The organism is Pedobacter sp. AC163 (assembly GCF_979258665.1).
Genome location: NZ_OZ409872.1, coordinates 3,669,352 through 3,693,038, shown reverse-complemented (window position 1 = coordinate 3,693,038; position 23,687 = coordinate 3,669,352). Strand labels below are relative to the sequence as shown.

Below are 23,687 nucleotides of genomic sequence, written 5' to 3'. Positions count from 1 at the left end.
TCTTACTTCTTCATCCCCATATAATCCAGCGTTAAATTGGATAATAATTTTACGCCTAACACAAAGCCACTTTCATCCAAATAAAAATCAGGGGTATGATGAGAAGCCGTTTTTAAAGGATCTTTACCCTTTGGCATGCCACCAAGAAAGACAAACAAGCCTGGTATTTTTTCCTGAAAAAATGAAAAGTCTTCAGCGCCAGTAACAGGCGGCTTAAGCATTACATTGTCGGCTCCGGCAGTTGCTTTCATACTTGGAAGCATTTTTTCTGTTAATGCGATATCATTGAATGTTACCGGATAATGATTGCTATATGGAATTTTAACTTCTGCAGTTCCACCACCAGCCTCGGCTGTTTTAGTGGCAATGGTTTTAATACGCTCGATGAACATCGCTTCATCTTCTTTGCTGAAATTACGAACCGTTCCGAGCATTTCTACCTTTTCAGGAATGATGTTCGAACGAACGCCACCATTTATAGCGCCAATAGTGACCACTCCTGGGTTTTCCGTAACATTTAAATTTCTACTAACGATGGTTTGAAGATTGTTTACAATTTGTGCTGAAATGACGATTGGATCAATACTGCTCCAAGGGTAAGCACCATGCGCTTGCCGGCCTGTAACCGTAATTTTCATATCATTTACCGCGGCCATTGTTCCACCCGGGCGATAGGTTACTTTCCCAACTTCTGTTTGTGCATTGATGTGTAAGCCAAAAATAGCTTCAACTTTTGGGTTTTCCAGTACGCCTTCCTTAATCATCAAAGCGGCACCGCCTTCTTCTCCTGCCGGAACACCTTCTTCTGCGGGTTGAAAAATGAATTTTACTGTACCAGGGATATCCTTTTTCATAGATGCCAGGACCTCTGCTACGCCCATTAAAATGGCCATGTGGCTATCATGACCGCAAGCATGCATTACACCAACTTCTTGTCCGTTATAATGTGTCTTTACTTTTGAAGCGAAAGGAATATTTACTCGCTCGGTAACAGGCAGGCCATCCATATCCGCCCGTAATGCAACCACCGGACCAGGCTTACCACCTTTTAAAATGCCAACCACACCAGTTTTAGCAACGCCCGTTTTTACCATTATGCCCAACGATTCGAGATGCTTTGCAATGATTTCCGCTGTTCTGGTTTCGGTATTGCCCAATTCAGGATGTTCATGAAAATCTCTTCGCCAGGCGATTACTTTTTGTTCTAACGCATCAGCTTTTTTGGCAACAGATGAATGTAAATCTGATTGCTGAGCAAGGCTGGCTAACGAAATCAGCAGAAAAGGGATGATGTATAATTTCTTCATAGGAGATGATTAGTTGAATGGCTAATTTAACAAGAAAAAGCTGTATCATATAAACAATCTGTTATTTTCAGCCTGTCGAATTACTTATTAAAACACCAATTAAGGCGTTTCGACAAGCTCAACGTGACAAAGTTGAAGATGTTTAGATTTATGATACAGCTTCTTTCAATTTAAAAATCGCTAATTAAACATGCCTTTCAGCTTATCTAATATCCCACCTTCGGCAGGATTTTCATCATTTTGGTTAGCTGCAGGCGCTTGTCCGCCTCCGTTAAACATCCCAATTACATCGCTCACATCAAATTTACCATCACTTCCACCAGCCAAACTGCCCAGTACATCTTTAATATTGAACGAACTATCATTTGGATCGGCAGTTTTTTGGGTTAGTTTTCCAATGATTACGGGGATTACCGTTGCAGCCAATTTTTTAGCTGTTTCTGCATTTATGCCTAAACCCGCTAATTTATCTGTAAAACTTCCAGCTGCCTGCTGTGTAACCGCTGATCCTTCTGCATTTCCAGAATTAAAAATTTCGGCTAATCCACCTACATTTCCAGAGGAAATTTGATCTTTTAACGTATCAAAAATGGAACCTGAAGCCGCTTGAATTACCTGTTCATTTTGCTCATTTGGAATTTCGCTGTTATTTACAACGCTGTCCTGTACGTTTTCACGCACCAATTCATTTAAATTTTCTAACATATCGTTTGTTATTTATTTTATTGTTGGGTGCAAAATTTCAACGGGGACTAATATTAAAGTTACACTATAGATTCAACAATAAAAATTCTTATGGATTTTTGAACATTAAAAGACAGAATTAAAAATTTGCTTTATTACTTTTACAAAAAACAAAGACTATGCTACCAAAAATAAATTTTACTGAAACCGAGGCATATAAATACCTGGCCGATCATTTTATAGATATTAATCAAAAAAGCATTAAAGATCTTTTCGCAGAAGATGCAGATCGTTTCAACAAATTTTCTGTTTTTTTTGAAGATATCTTGCTAGACTACAGCAAGAATAGAATTACAGATGAAACCTTGGCTTTGTTAATTCAACTGGCCCGCGAGTGTAAATTAGACGAAGCCATTAAAGCCATGTACAATGGCGATAAAATTAATGAAACTGAAGATCGTTCTGTACTTCATATTGCACTGCGTAATTTAAGCAATATACCCATTTTGGCTGATGGCAAGGATGTAATGCCTGAAGTAAATGCCGTGCTTGCCAAAATGGAAAAATTTAGCAACAGCATTATCAGTGGTGAATGGAAAGGTTATACAGGAAAAGCCATTACCGATATTGTGAACATAGGAATCGGAGGTTCAGATTTAGGACCTGTAATGGTTACCGAAGCCTTGAAACACTACAAGAACCATCTGAATATTCACTTCGTTTCTAATATTGATGGAACGCACATCGCTGAAACCCTTTCAGGATTAAACGCAGAAACGACTTTGTTTTTGGTGGCTTCGAAAACATTTACTACACAAGAAACCATGACCAATGCGCATTCTGCCCGCTCGTGGTTTTTAGAAAATGGTGGTAAAGAGAATGATATTGCCAAACATTTTGCTGCCTTATCTACCAATGCTAAAGATGTTTCAGCTTTTGGAATTGATACCGAAAACATGTTCGAATTTTGGGACTGGGTTGGCGGCCGGTATTCTTTATGGAGTGCAATTGGTTTATCTATTTCATTAAGTATTGGCTTCGATAATTTTAAAGAACTTTTAGCTGGTGCCCATGCAACAGATAACCACTTTAAAACCGCAGAATTTGAAAGCAACATTCCTGTAATTTTAGGATTATTAGGCGTTTGGTATATTAATTTTTACAATGCAGAAACGCAGGTAATTTTACCTTACGATCAATATATGCATCGCTTTGCAGCGTATTTCCAACAGGGAGATATGGAAAGCAACGGCAAACATGTAGATAGAAATGGCAACGAAGTTGATTATGAAACAGGGCCAATTATTTGGGGCGAGCCTGGTACAAATGGGCAGCATGCATTTTATCAACTGATCCATCAAGGTACCAGAATTATTCCTGCTGATTTTATCGCTCCGGCTCAAAGCTTAAATCCACTGGGAGACCATCACCCGATTTTACTATCTAACTTTTTTGCGCAGACCGAAGCTTTAATGAACGGTAAAACCGAAGAAGAGGTTACCGAAGAACTGAAAAAAGATGGCAAGTCGGCAGAAGACATTTCAAAAATTGCTCCGTTTAAAGTTTTTGAAGGAAACAGACCAACGAACTCTATTTTATTGAAAAAAATTACGCCATACACTTTAGGGAGCTTGGTAGCTATGTATGAGCACAAAATTTTTGTTCAGGGTGTCATATGGAATATTTTCAGCTTTGATCAGTGGGGTGTGGAGTTAGGTAAACAATTGGCTAAAAAAATTCTTCCAGAGTTGGAAGGTGATGAGAAAGTGGCGAGCCACGACAGTTCGACCAATGGTTTGATTAATCAATATAAGACTTGGAGGTAAAACCTACAGGTAGTTTTGGCTTTTGAAAAGAAAATCAAACAAAGTTTAGCAAAAAGCGAGTTTTATACTCGCTTTTTCTATTTATAATCAATATTTTAGGGCACCCTTAGCCAAGTGGCAAATCCAAATTAACTTATTAATGAAATTTTCTCTCGCTTCTCGCCTTTGATTGTTTCTAATCATTAAAAACAAATTACGAATGAAAAAAAGATTTCTTTTTGCTTCGGCCCTTTCCATTTTATGTTTAAGTGCCTCTGCTCAAAAAGTACAATTTACGGAGTTCGACCTTGACAATGGTCTTCACGTTATTTTACATCAAGACAAAACCGCACCTGTAGTAGCCGTTTCTGTAATGTATCATGTTGGTTCGAAAGATGAAGAAACAGAGCGCACAGGCTTTGCACACTTTTTCGAGCATTTATTATTTGAAGGATCGGATAATATCAAACGCGGTGAATTTATGAAATTGGTGAGTAGCAATGGCGGGCAGAACAATGCAAATACCTCTCAAGATCGTACTTTTTATTATGAAGTGTTCCCCTCAAATCAATTGGAATTAGGCCTTTGGTTAGAAAGTGAAAGAATGTTGCACCCTGTAATTAATGAAGTTGGCGTAAAAACCCAAAATGAAGTTGTTAAAGAGGAAAAACGATTGCGAATTGATAATGCGCCTTACGGAAAGTTTACCGAAAAAATATTCTCACAGTTGTTTGCTGGCCATCCTTATCGTTGGCAGCCAATTGGCTCAATGGAACATTTAGATGCTGCAAAACTTAGTGAATTCATTGCGTTCTTTAAAAAATATTATATCCCTAACAATGCGGTTTTAACTATTGCTGGCGATTTAGATATCGAAAAAACCAAAGGTCTGGTTAAAGCTTATTTTAACGAGGTACCAAAAGGAGCACCGGTTGTTCGCAAGGAGTTCAAGCTACCAGAAATCACCAAAGAGATTATCGATACCGCTTACGATGCCAATATTCAAATTCCGGCAATATTTGCAGCGTATCGCGTACCGGGAATGAAAAGCAGAGATAGCAAAGTATTAGGTATGATCAGCTCTATTTTATCGGGTGGCGGAAGCTCAAGATTGAGTACTAAAATGGTTGATGAAAAGAAAACAGCCTTACAAGTAGCGGCTTTCAATTACAGTTTAGAGGATTACGGTGCTTATATCACTTTAGCCCTACCAAATAAAAACACCCCACTAAACGATTTATTGAAAGATATCGATGAAGAAGTATCGCGTTTACAAACGGATTTAATCAGCGAAAGCGATTATAAAAAGTTGCAGAATAAATTTGAAAACGATTACGTAAGCGCTAACAGCAGAATGCTCGGAGTTGCCGAAAATTTAGCTGCAGGTTACACCTTCCACGATAAAGATACAAACGACATCAACAAAGAATTAGAAATAATAAGATCGATTACCCGTGAGGAAATCAGAGACGTTGCTAAGAAATACCTAGGCAAAAATCAACGAGTTGTTTTGTATTACTTACCTAAGAAATAAGTGCTTTATATCTTACATTATTTAAAATCATGAAAAAATTATTCATAATAGCTGCAATTTCCTTATTGGCTCAAGGTATTTCGGCACAAACTATAAATCGCAGTCAAAAACCAAAACCTGGTCCGGCGCCTGTAATTACTATTGGCGATCCGGTAATTTATAAACTGGCCAACGGCATCACTGTTTTAGTGGTAGAAAATCATAAGTTACCGAAAATCTCAGCGAGCTATAGTATCGATGCTGGTCCGATTACCGAAAGCACTAAAGCTGGCGTGGTGGGCTTAATGGGAAGCATGTTAAATGAAGGAACAACCGCTAAAACCAAGGTCCAATTCGATGAGGCGGTAGATCAATTAGGTGCCGATGTTGGCGCTAGTGCATCGGGAGGTTCGGCTTCAGCTTTAACCCGTTATTTTCCTCAGGCTTTCGCTTTAATGGCAGAAAGTATTAGAAAGCCCGCATTCCCTGAAGCTTCTTTTGAAAAGATAAAATCTCAAACAATCACGGGGTTAAAATCAAACGAAAAAAATGCCAAAGCAATATCTTCACGTGTGGTAGATGCCCTGGCTTATGGAAAAAATCATCCTAACGGAGAATTTGAGACGGAAGCATCTATTAACGGTTTAACTTTGGCTGATGTGAAAAACGCTTATGCCAAATACATCACTCCATCTAGAGGTTATTTAACTTTTGTTGGCGATATTAAACCAGAAGCGGCAAAAGCGCTTGCAGAAAAAGCATTCGGCGATTGGAAAGGCGCAACATTGACTTTACCTACATTAGCAAAAGTGAGCAATCCTGCTAAAACTGAAGTTGATGTAATCAATGTAAGCAACGCGGTACAATCTGAAATTACGGTGGTAAATTTAATCGACTTACCAATGAGCAATCCTGATTACTTTCCACTTCTATTAGCTAATCAAATCTTAGGCGGAGGTTCGGAATCCAGATTATTTATGAATCTACGTGAAAAACATGGCTTTACTTATGGCGCCTATTCTAGCACAGGCGCCGGACGATTTCAGTCGAAATTCTCCGCTAACGCAGCCGTTAGAAATGAAAAAGTTGATAGTGCCGTAGTTGAATTTTTGAAAGAGATAAATACCATCCGTACGGCAAAGGTATCTGCGGAGGAGCTGCAAAATGCAAAAAACCTTTATAATGGAAGCTTTGCATTAGGCCTCGAAAACCCTGCCCGTATTGCTGGCTTTGCTAGCAGTATTTTGATTAATGATTTACCTAAAGATTTTTACCGTACTTACTTACAAAAATTAAATGCGGTAACAGCTGACGACATTTTAAGGGTTGCCAAAAAATATTACAATCATGACAATACCCGTGTAGTAATTGTTGGAAAAACGGAAGCTTTTATTCCAGGCTTAAAGAAAGCTGGGTTTACAGTCAATCAATTTGATAGTTACGCAATGCCTGTTACAGCTGCCGCTACTACTAGCACAGCCACTACAAAAGCTGCTAAAGATGTTATAGCAAGTTACATTGCAGCAATAGGTGGAGAAGCAGCGATTAAGAAGATCACGTCGTTACAACAAAATGGTGAAATGGACATGCAGGGCAACAAGTTAACTGTAACCATGAAAAACATGGCGCCGAACTCAAATAGCATGGAAATATCTATGATGGGACAAACTGCAATGAAACAAGTTTTTAATGGAACCACGGGATATGCCACGCAAATGGGGCAAAAGAAAGAATTAACTGGAGATGACCTGACAGAAAAGAAAGAGGAAAAAGGTTTGGTAAGTCAATTGTACTATGCCACTGATGGCTGGAAAGTTGAATCGGCGGGAACAGCAAAAGTAGGAACAGCCGACGCTTATAAGTTAGCAATTACTTCACCATCTGGCAAAAAGAAAACTGAATATTATGATGTCAAGACTGGTTTGCTTTTGAAAGATGAAAAAACGGTAACAAAGGGCACTGTAGAAATTAGTCAATCGACGGAGTATGGTGATTACAAGAAAGTAGAAGACCTATTATTTCCTCATTCATTGACGCAAAGCGTCCAAACTCCACAAGGCTCGCAAGAGTTTGCCATTATAATTAAGGAAATTAAAGTGAATCCGCCCCTAAAAGCAGAAGAATTTAATTAACGAGTTATTTTGAAGATAGAAAGCCGTTGCATTTAAAATGTAACGGCTTTTTATTTTTGGTGACTATCTCTACTTTTTCATCATGATCATTTATGGAATGTTTGAAACTTGCACATCTTTAAATTGTTATACTTTAAAACACACAAGTTATGAAACAATTAAGATTAATACTGAGCTTGGTTTTGGTGAGCTCATCATTATCATTATTCGCACAGACAGATAAACAAACCACAGAAAAAATAATTAAAGAGCAGAACTATACATTTGTAGCCAATTCTGCGATCCCGATGGCTAATATGGATGTTTCAAGAGTTTTGGAAAGAATGCCCGGAAATCCAAGTGGATCTTACATCAATTTATCAGGAAGTAACTACGACTTAACAGTAACTAAGGATAGCATTATTGCTTACTTACCATTTTATGGAAGAGCATTTAGTGCACCATATAACCCGAATGAAGGCGGAATAAAGTTTACTTCAAAAGATTTTACTTACAAGCAAACTGTGAGTAAAAAAGGTGCCTATACTGTTCAGATAAATACGAAGGATGTTAAAAGGGAAAATTATAGGTTTACGTTAAATGTTTCTACAAGTGGATACGCTACTTTAGTTGCCTCGGGAAACAATAGGCAACCGATTACTTTTAATGGGGTATTGCAAGAGTCGAAGAAGAAAGATTAAAATTTATAAGAAGGAGGTGGAAATCTAATCCTGTATTGGGCATTAAGATCCCCAGTCAAGCTGAGGATGACGCCCGTTTATACAAACCGTTCATGATTTGGAATAAGCAACCAGTATCGCACAGCCATCCCGTCATTCCCGCGTAGGCGGGAATCTTAAAGCGACAAATACGTAAATATGATAAAGATCCCCAGGCAAGCTGAGGATGACGGCCGTTTATACAAAACGTTCATGGTTTGGAATCAGCAAGCAGTATCGCATAGCCACTTCGTCATTCCGCGTAGGCGGGAATCTTAAAGCGACATGTAAGAGGTAGGATTAAGATCCCCAGTCAAGCTGAGGATGACGGCCGTTTATACAAAACGTTCATGATTTGGAATAAGCAATCAGTATCGCACAGCCACTTCGTCATTCCCGCGTAGGCGGGAATTTTAAAGCGATAGATAAGAAATTGCGTTAAGATTTCCAGGCAAGCTGAGGATGACGGCCGTTTATACCGACCGTTCATGGTTTGAAATCAGCGAACAGTATCGCACAGCCATCCCGTCATTTCCGCGTAGGCGGGAATCTTAAAGCGATAGATAAGAAATATGAGTAAGATCCCCAGTCAAGCTGAGGATGACGACCGATTATGCGAAACGTTTATGATTTGGAATTAGCAAGCATTTTTAGATATGGCAAGCTGAGGATGACGGCCGTTTATAGCAGTCGTCTTTGCCTGCCTGCAGAAGGCAGGCGAGGCAAAGACTTAGATTAAAAACATTAATTTTAGAATGAAGACTGTTCGTGGTCGGTGTTCTACCGACCATTTGAGAATTATCTTTACTTCTTTACCAACTGAATCTGATAAATATGGGGCCATTTTTTACCCGTTACAAACAGGCTTTTTGTTGCTTTATCGTAGGCAATCCCGTTCAGCACATTGTTCGCCTTTTCGTCTTCGGTTTTGAAATTATCTGCAGAAAAAATCCCTGCCAAATTGATACGTGCTTCAACAGCGCCATTATCTGGGTTGATGATCAAAATATCGTTTGTGGTGTAAACATTAGCGTAGATTTTTCCATCGATAACTTCTAATTCATTAAGATTTTGAATTGGCCCTTTATTGTCATAAACATCAATAGAACCGATGCGGTTGTACTTATCTTTATCTAAAAAGAAGATTGTATTTGAACCATCTGTGTTAAGCACCTTTTCTCCATCAAAAGCTAAACCCCAACCCTCTCTTCCGGTAGTGTAAGAAAATTCTGAAAGTTTTTTCATGGTAGCTTTGTCGTAAACAAAACCCACTTTTTCACGATAGGTAAGTTGAATGATTTTATCACCAATAACCGTGATTCCCTCTGCAAAATATTGTTTATCAACCGGTGTTGATTGAACTATTTTACCTGTTGATGGTTCTACTTTGCGCAGACTCGAATGGCCGTAATCGCCAGCGCTTTCATAAAAAAATCCATCATGATATTCTAAACCTTCCACGTATGAAGCAGTATCGTGAGGCAGTGTTTTAATTACTTTGTAAGTATATTCCACTGGTGCCTGTGCAGCCAATACATTAATATTGGTCGTTAGCTCTTCAGCTTCTGTACCTTCGTAAATTTTGGCAGTTAAAATATGGCTTCCCAGCTTCAATCCTGCTGTTTTAAGCTTAACGACCGAAGTGTCCGTTTTAGCGATAACTTTAGCTGTATCAATTAAATAGACAACAGAATCTACTCTCTTGTCCTTTCCAAATTGAACTTTAACTTCAAATTCATTTCCAACAGGAACATTTAAGCCAATCATCGGCGATAAGAAACTTCTATATTCCCCTGGTTTATCATCCTTGCATGAGCTGACAAATACAACGATAATTGCGATGAAAAGTGAGTTTTTGATTTGGTTATTCTTCAGGCCAAAAAGCATCTTCAATGTGATTTAGGTTATAACTTTTATTTTTTGTAAAGGTAATCGCAATTATATCAAAACGAATATCATTTTGATGATTCATAATTTCTATATATTCAGTTGCGGCCAGCTCCATTTGTTTCCGCTTTCCATCATGTACAAACTCCTCCGGCTGGCCAAAGGCAACAGATGTTCGGGCTTTTACCTCCACGAAAACCATAATTCCATCTTTATACACTATTAAATCTATCTCCGATTTACCATGCGTCCAGTTCTCGTCCAGCACTTCGTAACCTTTACCCTCTAAATATTGTTTTGCAATACTTTCTCCTTCTCTCCCTAAATCGTTATGAATTGCCATTTTGATGAATTATTGAATAATCGATTTTTGAATGAGTGAATGATACCTGTATGAAGAAATGAATAAACTGCCCTGATCTAAAAATCCCTAAGTCTTGTTAATTCTGATCCTATTTCACAATTACTGAACCTAAGAACTTAGATATTTCCCGTTCCACTCCTTTAATTACACCGTAACGCTGCATTAAAATCATTTGGTTATCTGCATCCTTTTCGTCTTTGATTTCTTTTAACAAATTGGTCAAAATCTTATCAACCTTTCTTTTCTTCAGATGAAAGATACCTCCTAAAATGGTTGCTTTGAGGTTCATACTTTCATCTTTAACGTAAATCAGGTGTTTATTAAGCCAGTTTTCACTTAAAGCATATTCTGATGTAGAAAGCGTGATAGCTAAATCTGCAAGGTCGCGATCTTCATGTTTTATAAAATGATTTGCAGTCGGTAATCTTCCGTTGTCAATCTCCGTTTTATAATGCTCGATAATCCTTTTACAAAGCGAATTCTCAAAGTCGACGTCTGCCAGGTTTTGCATAATAAACGAACCGATATACATGTCATCGATTTTGTCCCAATTTACAAATTCATGCCCGTAAGTTAACAACAAGCGTACTATTTCCTTCTCCTGAATTTCGTCTGTTCCCGAAGCTGTTTGTTGGCTATCCGGGCCAGCATTGTCATCCCAAAAATCGTCTGGCGGCCCTAACGGCTCAGGGGGACCAGAAGAATAAGGATTACTATTGTTGTTTGAAAAATTACTTTGAGCCCTTTGATTGCTTTCGAAGTTTTTCTTCACTTTGTTTGAGCGCATTTTATTCAACTCGCTCATCAAAATCTTTTCTTCAATTTCAAGCAGGCTGCTCGATTCACGAACAAAAACCGACGCCTTAATTGGGTCAGGGATTTTCGCAATACTTTCTACAATATCGCGGATAATTCCAGCCCTCTTTATCGGATCATCGCCAGCATCCTTCAATAAAACATTGGCCTTGTAAAGGATAAAATCTTTTCGATTTTGCTCTAAATAAGTCTTGAAAGCGCCAGCACCTACATGATGCATATAGGAATCGGGATCATGCCCATCGGGAAATGAAACGATCTTAACGTTTAGTCCCTCTTCCAGAATCATATCCAAACCACGCAATGAAGCCTTTATCCCGGCGGCATCACCATCAAATAAAATCGTAATATTTTGCGTGAAACGACCAATAAGTTTAATCTGTTCAACAGTTAAAGAAGTTCCGGACGAAGCGACAACATTTTCTATACCTGCCTGATGTACAGAAAGTACATCGGCATATCCTTCGGCCAGATAACAGTTATCCAAATCTCGAATTGCCTTCTTCGCATGGAACAAGCCATAAAGAACATTCGATTTGTGATAAATTTCGCTTTCGGGAGAGTTTACATATTTAGGTACGTTTTTATCGGTTTTGAGGGTTCTGCCACCAAAGCCAATTACCCTGCCTGTAAAACCATGAATAGGAAACATCACCCGGCCACGAAAGCGGTCGTAAATTTTCCCATTATCGTTTTTGATAGATAATCCGGTAGATTCTAAAAACTCTAGTTTATGACCTGCATTGGTAGCGCTTTGAGTCAGTGCATCCCAAACATCGGGCGAATAACCTACTTCAAATTTCCTAAGGATATCTTCCCGAAAACCACGCTCTTTAAAATAGCTGAGTCCAATTCCTTTCCCTTCATCTGTTTCCCAAAGTTGTTTTACAAAAAATGTTGATGCAAATTGAGATACGATGTACAAACTTTCTTTGGCGCTTTGTGCCTCGGCATCTTGCGGCGTGAGTTCAGTCTCCTCAACCTCAATATTGTATTTGTTGGCTAAAAACTTAAGCGCTTCCGGATACGAATATTTCTCGTGATCCATGATAAAACGCACCGAATCGCCTCCTTTTCCGCATCCAAAGCATTTGTAAATCCCCTTGGTTACCGAAACGTGGAAAGAAGGGGTTTTTTCGCCATGGAACGGGCAATTGCCAATTAAACTAGTTCCGCGTTTTTTTAAGTGCACAAAATCCCCTACTACCTCCTCAATTCGGGCGGTATCCATTATCTTATCTATCGTTTCGCGGTTTATCATAACCCCAAACCCCTAAAGGGGCTTTTCCTTTCTTTCGTTTTAATACCTATTCCCAAAACTTTGTTTTTATATCGCTTTATGGAATTTTACGTTTATCATACTATTTCATCCTTGCCAGTAATTGCCCCTCTAGGGGACTAGGGGGTTATTTCACCAAAGGCAATAACTGATCAGCCACCAATTTATTTCCAACCTCGTTTAAATGAACACGATCTGTAGTTAAAATACCTTTATCTTTGTCCTCAGGGTTGTTTTTCGCTTCGTACTCTGTGAAGATTTTCCTCAAATCGCAGACTGGTAAATTGTTTTTTGCAGCCAGCTTTCTTATCCCTTCAGCATATTTATTTAAGTCTGCATCAAGTTCATTGGTTCCGTCTTTCTTTTCTCCCACAACAGATGGAGTAACTAAAACCACCTTACTACCAACACCCTGAATTTTGTTAATTAAGGCTTGATAAAACTTTAAATATTTATCATAATCAGTTCCGGTATGTGATGATTGTTTGTGCCAAACATCATTAATCCCCACATAAATAACTACCAGATCTGGTTTTTTATTTAGTACATCATCTTCTAAGCGCAGATACAAATCGTACACTTTGTTGCCACCAATACCAGCTCCTGTAACAGCATACTTGGTAGAATCTAAAGCTTTTTTTATTAGGGTAACATAGCCATTTTTCGAAACGCCTTGCTGCGTGATAGAGTCTCCAAAGAAGATAATATGTTTTGGTTTAAATGTCATTGAAGTTAATGCAATTAGGCAAAAGCTTAGTAAAATGCCTGTTCTGAATAAATTTTTCATTGAAATATAGGTTTGATTATTTTTGATCAATCTTTTTTAGATCCAGATCCTGAAAATCGAAACTAAAATCGGTTAATGGAGAAATTGCCTCCATTTTAAAGCCTGTAGGTTTTCCTTCGCTATCAAGCGAAAAGTTCACAAATGCATCCGCATCCATACTTCTATCGTACCATTTAACAATGAAGGTATTGCCTTTGTAATACACCATATCGCCGGTTAACTTCTGGGAGTTTTTTGCCTGGAAATGCATTTTCCCATTTACATTGCTAATGGTGACTACACCAAACCAAACATCGTTGTAAGTACCGAAATAATTTTTTAAGTCTGGCTTATTAGTACCGTCTTTTTGAGCAGAGGCGATATCAGCCCAAATTTTATCAGTCACTTTTTTAGCGCCTTCCTTATCTTCTTTCTCACTGTCGGTTACTACTTTAACTCTGTCTTTGCCCTTGATACCGAAATAGCCATCCTTAATGGCTTCAGTAATTGCAGTAAAAGCGCCTCCAGATTGTTGATTCGTCAGCACAATAATTCCCAATTTCAAATCTGGTATTAAAGTTACTTCACTTACCATTCCGGCCAGACCACCGGTATGCTCAGCCACCATATAACCTTTTTCATCACTCAAAAACCAACCTAATCCATAACCAAAGAAATGCCTGTTATAATCGCCTTTTCCAGCAGGAATGATGCTATGCAAGGTCCACATTCTGTTCTGCGAAGCTTTGCTAAATAAGGTTTTGTCTAACTTCTCGCCATACTTCCCTCCGTTTAATTGCATAATCGCCCATTTGCTTAAATCTGCTACGCTCGAATTCATTCCACCAGCGGCATTGCTATTCTCGGAGAAATCTTTTGGGATGACCGACACTTTCCCGTTAACAGGCGCATGTGCATCAATAATATTCGTCTTATCTTTTAATCGATTAAAAGAAAGCGCAGTACTATTCATGCCTAATGGTTGCGCAATTTTTTGCTCAATAAAATCTTCATATTTCATTCCAGAAATCCGTTCGATTACTTCGCCTGCCACGATGTAAAGTAAGTTATCGTAATCCCATTTGGTACGGAAACTAGAGACAGGTTTGAGATACCTTAAGTTGTGAATGATTTGTTTTTTCGAAACCGTGGAAGAATCAGGCCAAATCATTAAATCACCGGCACCTAGACCTAAGCCACTTCTATGCGAAAGTAAGTCGCTGATGGTAAACTCAGAAGTAACATATGCATCGTATAATTTAAACTCAGGAATTATGTCAGTTACTTTCGTGTCCCAGGTAATTTTTTTTTCATCTATCAGCATGGCTAAGGCTGCTGCTGTAAACGCTTTGGTGTTCGAGGCAATACCGAAAAGGGTATTTTCATCAACCTTTAAATTGTTTTTTAAAGACCGAACCCCATAACCTTTGGCGTGGATTACTTTTCCATCTTTTACTACTGCTACCGCAATACCAGGAACGTTTAAAGCCGTTATGGTTTTTTCTGCAACACTGTCGATTTGTTTAGATGTAAGTACCTGAGCAGACAGATTCGTACTGCAAAAGATCAGTAGAAAACTCACCTGTATAAGGATTTTTTGAAAGGATAATTGCATGGAATTTGGGTTTAAATATCGCTTAAAGATAATAATTCTTTCAGGAGCATTTTTCGCCTACTTATCCTTTTCGAGCTTATAATCTTTATGTACAATAAGGAAGCTTGCCCGCTCTTCTTTTTTGAAAGGGTAGTCCCAATTTCCCTGATACGTAATCTTTGTAGGGAGTTTATCATCGCCGAAATAACCCATTTCAATATTCATCTGAACATCAAAATCAAACAGCATGTTGCCATATTTCATATCAACATAACGCCCCAAAATATTGAAATTTCGTTTATCAAAAATGGTAACCAGTTCTTTGATCATGATACCATCTTTTGTCCAACTGGAGATATCTGGTTTGACAGAAACTTTAAAGCGATAAACAGGAATGGAATCTAAATAAGTTCCACTGGTAAAGGCATAATCATAATACTGGCGCATATTTGCCGAAAAAATTTCTGTTTTACTGCCAATAAATGGCACTTTAACCGGCCGACCGGGATTGAAGATTAGCGTTTTTAACTTGTTTTTGTAGCTCTCATTGGTACCACCTTTTCCGTCAGCGGCTGGTGCATTGGGCACAAAATCGGTATTATAGGCATTCATAAAAATGTAATCGAACATTTCTACCGTATACAGTTGATACTTACCGTTTTTCTTATAAAGATTACCACTTTCTTCTTTCACCAAATACTCCATTTTATACTGGCCGGCGTTGTTGTGCTTTATTTTCCGATAAATTTTTCCATCAACTTTGTTTTTCTTGTTATAGCTGAAGATTCTGTTTTCAGCTATGAAGCTGTAGCGCTTCATGTCTCTGAATGATTGATAAAAAGATGTATCATTTACCACTTTATTAATGAAGGTTTCGATGTTTAATCGCTCCGCCTTGATATTCACCACAGAATCTAAAGTAATTGTTTTAATCGTATCGGGATTAAAACGAGGAATTTCTTGAGCAAAACCACTAAAAATGAAAGCGGATAAAATGGTAAACAAAAATAATTTCTTCATGTATAATGGTATAAATATGATGATGTAAGTGAGATCTTGATTGTTCCACTACATCAATTAATTTCCGAGCTGCTTTAGGGCGATATAAGCCATTAAACCTGTAGAAATTTTAAGTGCATCCTCGTCGATATCAAACTTTGGCGTATGCACAGAATACTGCGTATCCTTTGCTGCGTTACCAGTACCTAAACGATAAAAACAAGCATCTGTTACCTGTGAGTAGAAAGAAAAATCTTCAGCAGCCATCCAAATGTCTAAATCAATTACATTTTCTTTGCCTAAAAATTCCTCAGCGAATGATCTGGCATTAGCCGTTAATTTTTCCTCATTGATAAGGAAAGGATAGCCCTTGTGGATATCAAAATCAGAACTTCCGCCCATGGCTTCGGCAATACCTTCGGCCATTTTTTTCATGCGTTTATGTGCCTCTGCTCTCCAATCTTCATCTAAAGTTCTAAAAGTACCTTCAATTTTAACTTCATTTGGAATGATGTTGGTTGCGCCATTTGCTGTTACTTTACCGAACGACAAAACCGATGGCAAACGCGGATCGGCATTACGGGAAACGATTTGCTGTAAGGCAATAATGATATGTGAGGCAATTAAAACCGGATCTATATTTTGGTGCGGCTGTGCGCCGTGACCACCTTTCCCGGTTACGGTCACGTATAACTCATCGGTTGACGCCATATAAATACCTGAACGAAAACCAACCTTTCCTGATTCTATTAAAGGCATCACATGCTGACCAACGATGTAATTTGGCTTCGGATTTTCAAGAACGCCTTCCTTAATCATGATACTCGCACCACCTGGTAACAGCTCTTCTGCAGGTTGGAAGATCAATTTGATAGTACCACCAAATTCAGCCTTCAATTGATTTAGGATATAAGCTGAACCTAAAAGTGAAGAGGTGTGTACATCGTGACCACAGGCATGCATTACGCCTGGATTCTTAGACGCATATGGTTTATCGTTCGCTTCCAGAATTGGCAAGGCATCCATATCAGCACGTAAAGCAATCACCTTATCTGATGCTAAATTTCCTTTAATTAAACCTACAACGCCTGTGTTTGCGCAATCGGTAAATTCGATTCCCCAAGCCGATAGCTTGTCTTTGACAAATTTTGAAGTTTCGAACTCTTGATAAGATAATTCAGGATTGGCGTGAATATGTTGACGGTAACCCACTACATCATTAAAAATAGAGGCAGCAAGTTCTTGGATTTTATTTTTGATCATCAGTGATAGTCGTATCTAATTGTGGCGCATTAATTTTTTCCCTAAAAATAAACAATGTTGGGAAAGCAGGTCGGATTTCATTCATCAAACGTTGTGCTTCTAAACGTGTTCTAAAATCGCCCACTCTAATGTAATAATTAGGCTCCTTGTAAATAAGGTAAGTATTAAATTTTGGGTAGAGACTTTTAAATCGGGCCTGTTGATTAAACACTTCTCTCCTATCCGAACCGTAAAATATTTGCACCCGATAGCCATAAGAAGAGACAATTGGCTTACCTATTTTCACTTCACCAGTAGTTTTGTAAACTTCGGAACGCTTTGCGATCAAACTATCGATGAGTGGATCTTTTATAACAGTTACTTCGCCTCGCTGAGCAAAAGATGCTGAAAACAGAAATAAGCTTAGTATTAGCGTGAGTATTATCTTCATTTGTAATTAACCATGATCATTCCAGAATTGTTTAAAAACAAGAATGCCGAATTCTTCGCAAAAATCGGCATTCTTTATGGGTTGTGCAAATGGTAGTTTTATTCTTCGTAACTGTCTAAAATCAGGAAAATGATATTTATTTATTATAATGAAACCGACATTGAATTACCGCACACTGTTGATCTTTACCTTTAGTACCCGAAACTTGATATACTAAACGATGTTCACCGGTAATACGCCGAGACCAAAACCCCTTTAAATTATGTTTCAAAGGCTCCGGTTTACCTAAGCCATGAAATGGAGTTCTTTTGATGTCTTTAAGCAAGTCCCTAATTTTTTTCTCAGCTTCAATATCATTATCTCTCCAATACTCAAAGTCTTCCCATCCTTCTTCTGTAAATACAATGTTCATATATTATACTTCGTCATCAAGTATAAAGTGTTTCACATTACCTTTTTTCACGCTTTCAATCGAACTTTCTAATCGTTTACGATTAGCCTCTGTCGACATTAAATGTGCTGTTTCTGTCAGTGCATTATATTCCTTAATAGAAATTACAACTACAGCTTCATCCTCATTATTATTGCGAGGAACAATTAAAATATCTTCTGTTGAACACACCTCATCAAAATAGCTCTTCATGTTATTCCTCAGTGAAGAAATTGTTACAGCTTTCATAAAAACAATTTTAGTACTTGCAAATGTACACCAAATTGTACGTTGTTGCAAATTACCAAAATAAAAAAAGCCTTAGCGAGTGCTAAGACTTTAATATTCATGATTAAAAACTCCTTTACAAATTCGCTCCGTGGCAGTTTTTAAACTTTTTGCCACTTCCACATGGGCAAGGCTCATTACGTCCAACGGTTGCTTCTTTACGAATCGGTTGTTGCGGAACGGCCTCGCGGGTATCGCCAAATTCTACACCTGGCTGCTCAGCACCAAACTCTTGCTTAGTAGTCTGCAATTTCGGTTGTTTAACAGGTGCGGGTGCTTCTCTAACCTCATCAGCTTCTTGCTGAACAGGAATACCGCCTTTATACAAGAAACTTACTACTTCTTTATTCACTGCGTTAAGCATGTTTTTAAACAAGTTAAAAGCTTCCATTTTGTAAATCACCAATGGATCTTTCTGCTCATAAACTGCATTTTGAACAGATTGCTTCAAATCATCCATTTCACGTAAATGCTCTTTCCAGCTATCATCAATCAAGGCCAGAACAATTGTTTTTTCAAATGAACGAATAACTTCTTTTCCCTTATTATCAATTGCTTTCTTTAAATCAACAGCAACCTGAATTCCACGGATACCATCGGTAAATGGAACTACAATTTGCTCTATGTGCTCACCACGTTCTTCGTAAACCTGAGTTAAAACGGGTAACGACTGGTGAATAATGGCTTCTGACTTACGAGCGTAAAATGATTCAGCCTCTTCAAATAAACGCTCTGTTAATTGCGCTACATTGGTAGACGAGAAATCTTTCTCTGTAATTTCAGTGTCCAAAGAGAAGTTTTTAATTACTTCCAGTTTAAAACCATCGTAATTTCCTTCTTGTTTATACTCATTAACGATATCTTCAGCAACATCATAAACCATGTTGTTCATATCTACATCTAAACGCTCGCCAAAAAGGGCATTTTTACGTTTAGCATAAATAACAGTACGTTGAGAGTTCATCACATCATCGTACTCCAGCAAACGTTTACGGATACCAAAGTTGTTTTCCTCTACTTTCTTTTGAGCACGTTCGATAGATTTGGTAATCATCGAATGTTGAATCACTTCGCCATCTTCGATACCCATACGAACCATAATGCTTGAAATTCTTTCAGAACCGAATAAACGCATTAAGTTATCTTCTAACGAAACGAAGAATTGTGACGAACCTGGATCGCCCTGACGACCAGCACGACCGCGTAACTGCCTGTCTACACGACGAGACTCATGACGCTCAGTACCCACAATTGCCAAACCACCAGCTTCTTTAACACCTGCGCCTAATTTAATATCGGTACCACGACCAGCCATGTTGGTTGCAATAGTTACTGTTCCTGCTTGACCAGCTTCTGCAACAATATCAGCCTCTTTTTGGTGCATTTTTGCATTCAGTACGTTGTGCTTAATTCCCCGAAGCTTCAACATACGGCTCAATAATTCGGAAATCTCTACCGATGTTGTACCTACAAGCACTGGTCGGCCTGCTTCAGTTAATTTTACAATCTCATCGGCAACGGCATTATACTTCTCCCGAACAGTACGGTAAACATAATCCTGCTGATCCAGACGTGAAATGTTTCTATTGGTGGGAATTTCAACCACGTCTAATTTATAGATCGACCAGAATTCGCCTGCTTCCGTGGTTGCTGTACCCGTCATACCGCAAAGTTTGTGGTACATACGGAAATAGTTTTGCAGCGTTACAGTAGCATAAGTTTGAGTTGCATCTTCAACCTTAACATTTTCTTTAGCCTCAATAGCCTGGTGTAAACCGTCAGAGTAACGACGGCCATCCATAATACGACCCGTTTGCTCATCAACAATTTTAATTTTCCCTTCATCGATGATGTATTCCACATCAATTTCGAACAAAGTATAGGCTTTTAATAATTGATTTACCGAATGAATTCGCTCTGCTTTAACAGAATAATCACGCATTAAAGCATCTTTTTGAACAACCTTTTCTTCTAAAGGCATATCAGATTTTTCCAATTCAGCTACTTCAGTACCAACATCTGGCAATACAAAGAAATGAGGATCTTCCCCAGATTGAGTAATCAATTCGATACCTTTCTCCGTTAACTCTACCTGATTGTTTTTCTCATCTATATAGAAATACAATTCCGAATCAACCTTAGGCATATTCTTAGATTGATCAGCCATGTAGTAGTTTTCAGTTTTCAACAACAAACCACGAACACCGCTTTCACTCAAAAATTTAATTAATGCTTTATTCTTTGGCAAACCGCGGTAAGCACGTAATAGCGCCAAACCACCTTCACCTTCTTCGGTACCGGTGTTACCTGCATTGATTAACTTTTTAGCCTCATTTAAAGCAGAAGAAACATAAGCTTTCTGGGCATTTACCAAACGCTCAATACGAGGTTTTAATTCATAAAACTCGTGCTCATCTCCACGAGGAATAGGACCTGAAATAATTAATGGTGTACGGGCATCATCAATCAAAACTGAATCGACCTCATCAACCATGGCAAAATGTTGTTTACGCTGCACCAATTGATCAGGTGTTTGCGACATATTGTCACGCAGGTAATCAAAGCCAAATTCGTTATTGGTTCCGTAAGTAATATCTGCCGCATAAGCTTTTCTTCTCTCCTCAGAGTTTGGCTCATGCTTATCAATACAATCGACACTAATTCCGTGGAATTCGAATAGTGGACCATTCCACTCACTATCCCTACGGGCCAAATAATCATTCACCGTTACAATGTGAACACCTTGACCGGCAAGCGCATTTAAATATGCTGGCAAGGTAGAAACCAAAGTTTTACCCTCACCAGTAGCCATTTCGGCAATTTTACCACTGTGCAAAACAATACCACCAATTAACTGGACATCGTAGTGAACCATGTTCCATACTACTTCGGTACCCGCGGCATCCCAGCGATTAGCCCATTGAGCTTTGTCGCCAACGATTTTCACATTGCTTTTACGAGCAGCATAATCTCTATCAAACTGTGTGGCCGTTACTTCTAGATAATCGTTCTCGCTTAAACGACGAGAAGTTTCCTTAACTACAGCAAATGCTTCAGGAAGAATCTCCAATAGCACTTTTTCCAATTCAGTATCACGCTCTTTACCTAAAGCATCAACCTGATCGTAGATGGCAGTTTTTTGATGAAGATCCAAACCATCTCCTTCAGCATCAGCTTTTAACGCAGCAATTTTACTATCGATATCAGCTAAAAAAGAAGCTATTTTTTCTTTGAATTGGATGGTTTTCCCACGTAATTCGTCGTTACTAAGTACCGATAGTTTACTAAATTGTTCATTTATGGCAACAACCAATGGCTGAATTGCCTTTATATCTCTCTCTGATTTACTTCCGAAAATCTTCGCTAAAAATCCTAACATTATTATATTTTAAATCTTATTTATTATTAAAAAAGGGTTGATTCCAACAACCAGAATATTGACTTGTAGTAAGTCAATTGGGCTGCTGAGGGTTTAAATGGGAATAAAATCTTTTAAAAAGATCCAGAAAAACGAAATTATGGACTATTGTTCTTTGGCTTTTTACGGATGGTCAAATCAGAGATTAACTGATTTATGCATACATATTTAAGAGTTTTTGATGGAGCTTGAGTACCGCTTAAAGCAAGCGCCGTGTAAGATAATAAGTAAGGGTTATGCTCCTCATTTAACTGAACGGAAGCTTTCCCGGGGTTATTTACACTAATTTTGTGCTCACTACAATATTCGTTCAATATTCTTAGCCCTTCAACACGCTCGGCTTTTGCCAAGTGTGTTAAGCTAAAAAATACAAGAGATATGGTAACGAGGTGTTTCATTAATTTGCGGCAAAGCTAGTTTTAATCTTTTACAAAATGAAATTACACCTACTCAAAAACTATACCCCTAATTTCGAATCCTTTATTTGACACCTTTTTTTGCTACAAAGTAAGAAGAATTCATTTTCATGAATTAATTACTGACAAAAAACACTACAGATGACATACATTCAAAGTAAAGATGTTCCATCATTTTTATTTGCAAAAGAGGTTAGGAAATACTGACGTCCTTTTTTAATTTTATACCATGCCGCAAAAAGTAATTACGATAGGTTACCGGAAGATAATTGATGATTCAAGCCTAAACCATTGGGAAAAGTTTATACATGAAGACAGTTTTTTAGAGTTCCAAATGCAATCGCAGCTTTTCAATCAGGAAGAAAAGTACAGTACATTTGCCGAGCTAATTTTAAATGTACCAGAGGCAGATAAACTTCACTTTTTAGTAAGTGCAGCTATTACAGGTTACCTAAGACAACTGAATGGCATTATTCCCGATATTTTGGATAACCTTGGAAGAAAATTTTTACCATTCGAAAATTTTAAATTTGAGATTATTAACTCCGACATCAATGATATCGAACAGCATAAGGTTGCTATTAATTTTTTTTCTAAACCCATGATCTGGCATGATAGCCTTCATCACTATTTATTGCTCTCGCCATACAGCGAGGTAACCGAGCCGGAGGTGTTTACTCATCTCCTTCAAATTCAACCGTTTGTAAGTATTCATTCTATAAAAACTATTTGATAATGGGGTTAACACCTGACAAATTATTCCTTGCTGATGAACGTGGCCTAAAAACAACGGATACATTAAAAAGATATAGCACATTTAACTTTGAACATTTTTTTAGCGAGCAGCATGCCATCGGAAATTTATTTATCTGCAATGATGATTCTATTGCTGCTGGCAAAATGATCTTTTTTCTTTCCAAGGAAGACTCTTATCAGTTATTTTTTCCCATTACAGGAAGAATAGATATTGTTCAGGGAGGGAAAGAATTTGGAGTTGAGACTGGTGAAGTACAGGTTTTAAATTTAGGTAAGGGTGAGGTTTTAGAAATCAGTAATCCTTATCCAACTAAGGAAATCAATTATATCCAGCTGGGAATTACCACCGATCTGTTCTTGCTTAGGGCAAGCGAAATGTTATTTAAATTCGATTTTGAGGAAGATAAAAACCATTTCATTGAAATTGTTAATCATGCGAAACTTCCGTTCAAGCTACATGCAGGTAGTTTTACCGATGCCCAGGAGTTGATTTATAAGCTTCAAAGCAAAGATCACAAACTATTTTTCTTTGTAATTGATGGCACCTTTGAAATTGAAGGAAGAATATTGAAATCCAGGGATGGTTTGTCGCTATGGGATTTAGAACAAGTTCGCATTTTATCATTGAGCGATAACGCAGTCATTTTAGTATTGGAACATCAATAGCAAATATGTTCCAGCTGAATCACGACTAAGTCTTTCGATAAATTATGCACCTGAAGAATGCAAGCTGGCAGATGTCCATTGCTTTCGACGTTTTGAATCCAACGTTGCTATTCAAACTTTTCTCGCTAGTGTTTTTGATTTCATCCGCTCTCGCTATCTTTCTGCATTCACCCAAA

Annotated in this window: 20 protein-coding genes; 6 read left to right on the top strand and 14 right to left on the bottom strand. The window is 38.1% G+C overall.

The window, feature by feature from the left end; all coding sequences use genetic code 11:
- Positions 1–2 precede the first annotated feature (2 nt).
- The gene (locus ACZZZK_RS16035) at positions 3–1,307 is read right to left on the bottom strand and encodes an amidohydrolase (RefSeq protein WP_463485016.1); all 1,305 of its coding nucleotides are present in this window, start codon (positions 1,305–1,307) and stop codon (positions 3–5) included.
- A gap of 180 nt (positions 1,308–1,487) precedes the next feature.
- The gene (locus ACZZZK_RS16030) at positions 1,488–2,012 is read right to left on the bottom strand and encodes a hypothetical protein (protein ID WP_463485015.1); all 525 of its coding nucleotides are present in this window, start codon (positions 2,010–2,012) and stop codon (positions 1,488–1,490) included.
- 158 nt (positions 2,013–2,170) lie between these two features.
- Here ACZZZK_RS16030 and pgi point away from each other — a divergent pair, with 158 nt between their 5' ends.
- The 4 genes from pgi (at position 2,171) to ACZZZK_RS16010 (ending at position 8,121) form a co-directional block, all read left to right on the top strand.
- Positions 2,171–3,817 carry a glucose-6-phosphate isomerase gene (gene pgi, locus ACZZZK_RS16025; RefSeq protein WP_463485014.1) on the top strand — a complete coding sequence of 549 codons (1,647 nt, stop codon included), beginning with the start codon at positions 2,171–2,173 and terminating at the stop codon, positions 3,815–3,817.
- A 199-nt stretch (positions 3,818–4,016) separates the two neighbouring features.
- Positions 4,017–5,330, top strand: a complete 1,314-nt coding sequence (locus ACZZZK_RS16020; protein ID WP_463485013.1) for a M16 family metallopeptidase — start codon at positions 4,017–4,019, stop codon at positions 5,328–5,330.
- A gap of 29 nt (positions 5,331–5,359) precedes the next feature.
- The gene (locus tag ACZZZK_RS16015) at positions 5,360–7,441 is read left to right on the top strand and encodes a M16 family metallopeptidase (protein WP_463485012.1); all 2,082 of its coding nucleotides are present in this window, start codon (positions 5,360–5,362) and stop codon (positions 7,439–7,441) included.
- Positions 7,442–7,590: 149 nt separating this feature from the next.
- Positions 7,591–8,121, top strand: a complete 531-nt coding sequence (locus ACZZZK_RS16010; protein WP_463485011.1) for a DUF4251 domain-containing protein — start codon at positions 7,591–7,593, stop codon at positions 8,119–8,121.
- A gap of 822 nt (positions 8,122–8,943) precedes the next feature.
- Here the strand turns inward: ACZZZK_RS16010 and ACZZZK_RS16005 are convergent.
- The 12 genes from ACZZZK_RS16005 to ACZZZK_RS15950 form a co-directional block, all read right to left on the bottom strand.
- Positions 8,944–10,026: a glutaminyl-peptide cyclotransferase gene (locus tag ACZZZK_RS16005; RefSeq protein WP_463485010.1), complete on the bottom strand. Its 1,083-nt coding sequence runs from the start codon at positions 10,024–10,026 to the stop codon at positions 8,944–8,946.
- On the bottom strand, positions 10,004–10,369 hold the full coding sequence (locus ACZZZK_RS16000; RefSeq protein ID WP_463485009.1) for a YraN family protein: 366 nt from the start codon (positions 10,367–10,369) through the stop codon (positions 10,004–10,006). The genes ACZZZK_RS16005 and ACZZZK_RS16000 overlap by 23 nt, the downstream gene beginning before the upstream one ends.
- A 109-nt stretch (positions 10,370–10,478) precedes the next feature.
- On the bottom strand, positions 10,479–12,467 hold the full coding sequence (dnaG, locus tag ACZZZK_RS15995; protein WP_463485008.1) for a DNA primase: 1,989 nt from the start codon (positions 12,465–12,467) through the stop codon (positions 10,479–10,481).
- Positions 12,468–12,612: 145 nt separating this feature from the next.
- A complete protein-coding gene (locus tag ACZZZK_RS15990) occupies positions 12,613–13,272 on the bottom strand; it encodes an SGNH/GDSL hydrolase family protein (RefSeq protein WP_463485007.1) in 660 nt (219 codons plus the stop codon).
- Between the two features lie 16 nt (positions 13,273–13,288).
- The gene (locus ACZZZK_RS15985; protein WP_463485006.1) at positions 13,289–14,866 is read right to left on the bottom strand and encodes a serine hydrolase; all 1,578 of its coding nucleotides are present in this window, start codon (positions 14,864–14,866) and stop codon (positions 13,289–13,291) included.
- Between the two features lie 57 nt (positions 14,867–14,923).
- The gene (locus tag ACZZZK_RS15980; protein WP_463485005.1) at positions 14,924–15,865 is read right to left on the bottom strand and encodes a hypothetical protein; all 942 of its coding nucleotides are present in this window, start codon (positions 15,863–15,865) and stop codon (positions 14,924–14,926) included.
- A gap of 57 nt (positions 15,866–15,922) precedes the next feature.
- On the bottom strand, positions 15,923–17,107 hold the full coding sequence (locus ACZZZK_RS15975; protein WP_463485004.1) for a M20 metallopeptidase family protein: 1,185 nt from the start codon (positions 17,105–17,107) through the stop codon (positions 15,923–15,925).
- Positions 17,094–17,537 (bottom strand): SPOR domain-containing protein, encoded by a 444-nt coding sequence (locus tag ACZZZK_RS15970; protein ID WP_463485003.1) that lies wholly within the window; start codon positions 17,535–17,537, stop codon positions 17,094–17,096. The genes ACZZZK_RS15975 and ACZZZK_RS15970 overlap by 14 nt, the downstream gene beginning before the upstream one ends.
- Before the next feature lie 136 nt (positions 17,538–17,673).
- Positions 17,674–17,949 carry a Txe/YoeB family addiction module toxin gene (locus ACZZZK_RS15965; protein ID WP_463485002.1) on the bottom strand — a complete coding sequence of 92 codons (276 nt, stop codon included), beginning with the start codon at positions 17,947–17,949 and terminating at the stop codon, positions 17,674–17,676.
- Positions 17,950–17,952: 3 nt separating this feature from the next.
- Entirely contained in the window at positions 17,953–18,216 is a 264-nt protein-coding gene (locus ACZZZK_RS15960) for a type II toxin-antitoxin system Phd/YefM family antitoxin (protein WP_463485001.1), read from the bottom strand.
- A gap of 115 nt (positions 18,217–18,331) precedes the next feature.
- Positions 18,332–21,634, bottom strand: a complete 3,303-nt coding sequence (gene secA, locus ACZZZK_RS15955; protein ID WP_463485000.1) for a preprotein translocase subunit SecA — start codon at positions 21,632–21,634, stop codon at positions 18,332–18,334.
- A gap of 137 nt (positions 21,635–21,771) precedes the next feature.
- The gene (locus ACZZZK_RS15950) at positions 21,772–22,071 is read right to left on the bottom strand and encodes a hypothetical protein (protein WP_463484999.1); all 300 of its coding nucleotides are present in this window, start codon (positions 22,069–22,071) and stop codon (positions 21,772–21,774) included.
- Positions 22,072–22,318: 247 nt separating this feature from the next.
- Between ACZZZK_RS15950 and ACZZZK_RS15945 the strand changes: the two genes are divergently transcribed.
- Both ACZZZK_RS15945 and ACZZZK_RS15940 read left to right on the top strand, forming a co-directional pair.
- On the top strand, positions 22,319–22,822 hold the full coding sequence (locus ACZZZK_RS15945) for a hypothetical protein (RefSeq protein ID WP_463484998.1): 504 nt from the start codon (positions 22,319–22,321) through the stop codon (positions 22,820–22,822).
- A gap of 2 nt (positions 22,823–22,824) precedes the next feature.
- Complete coding sequence (locus ACZZZK_RS15940) at positions 22,825–23,511, top strand: pirin family protein (RefSeq protein ID WP_463484997.1); 687 nt, start codon at positions 22,825–22,827, stop codon at positions 23,509–23,511.
- Positions 23,512–23,687 lie beyond the last annotated feature (176 nt).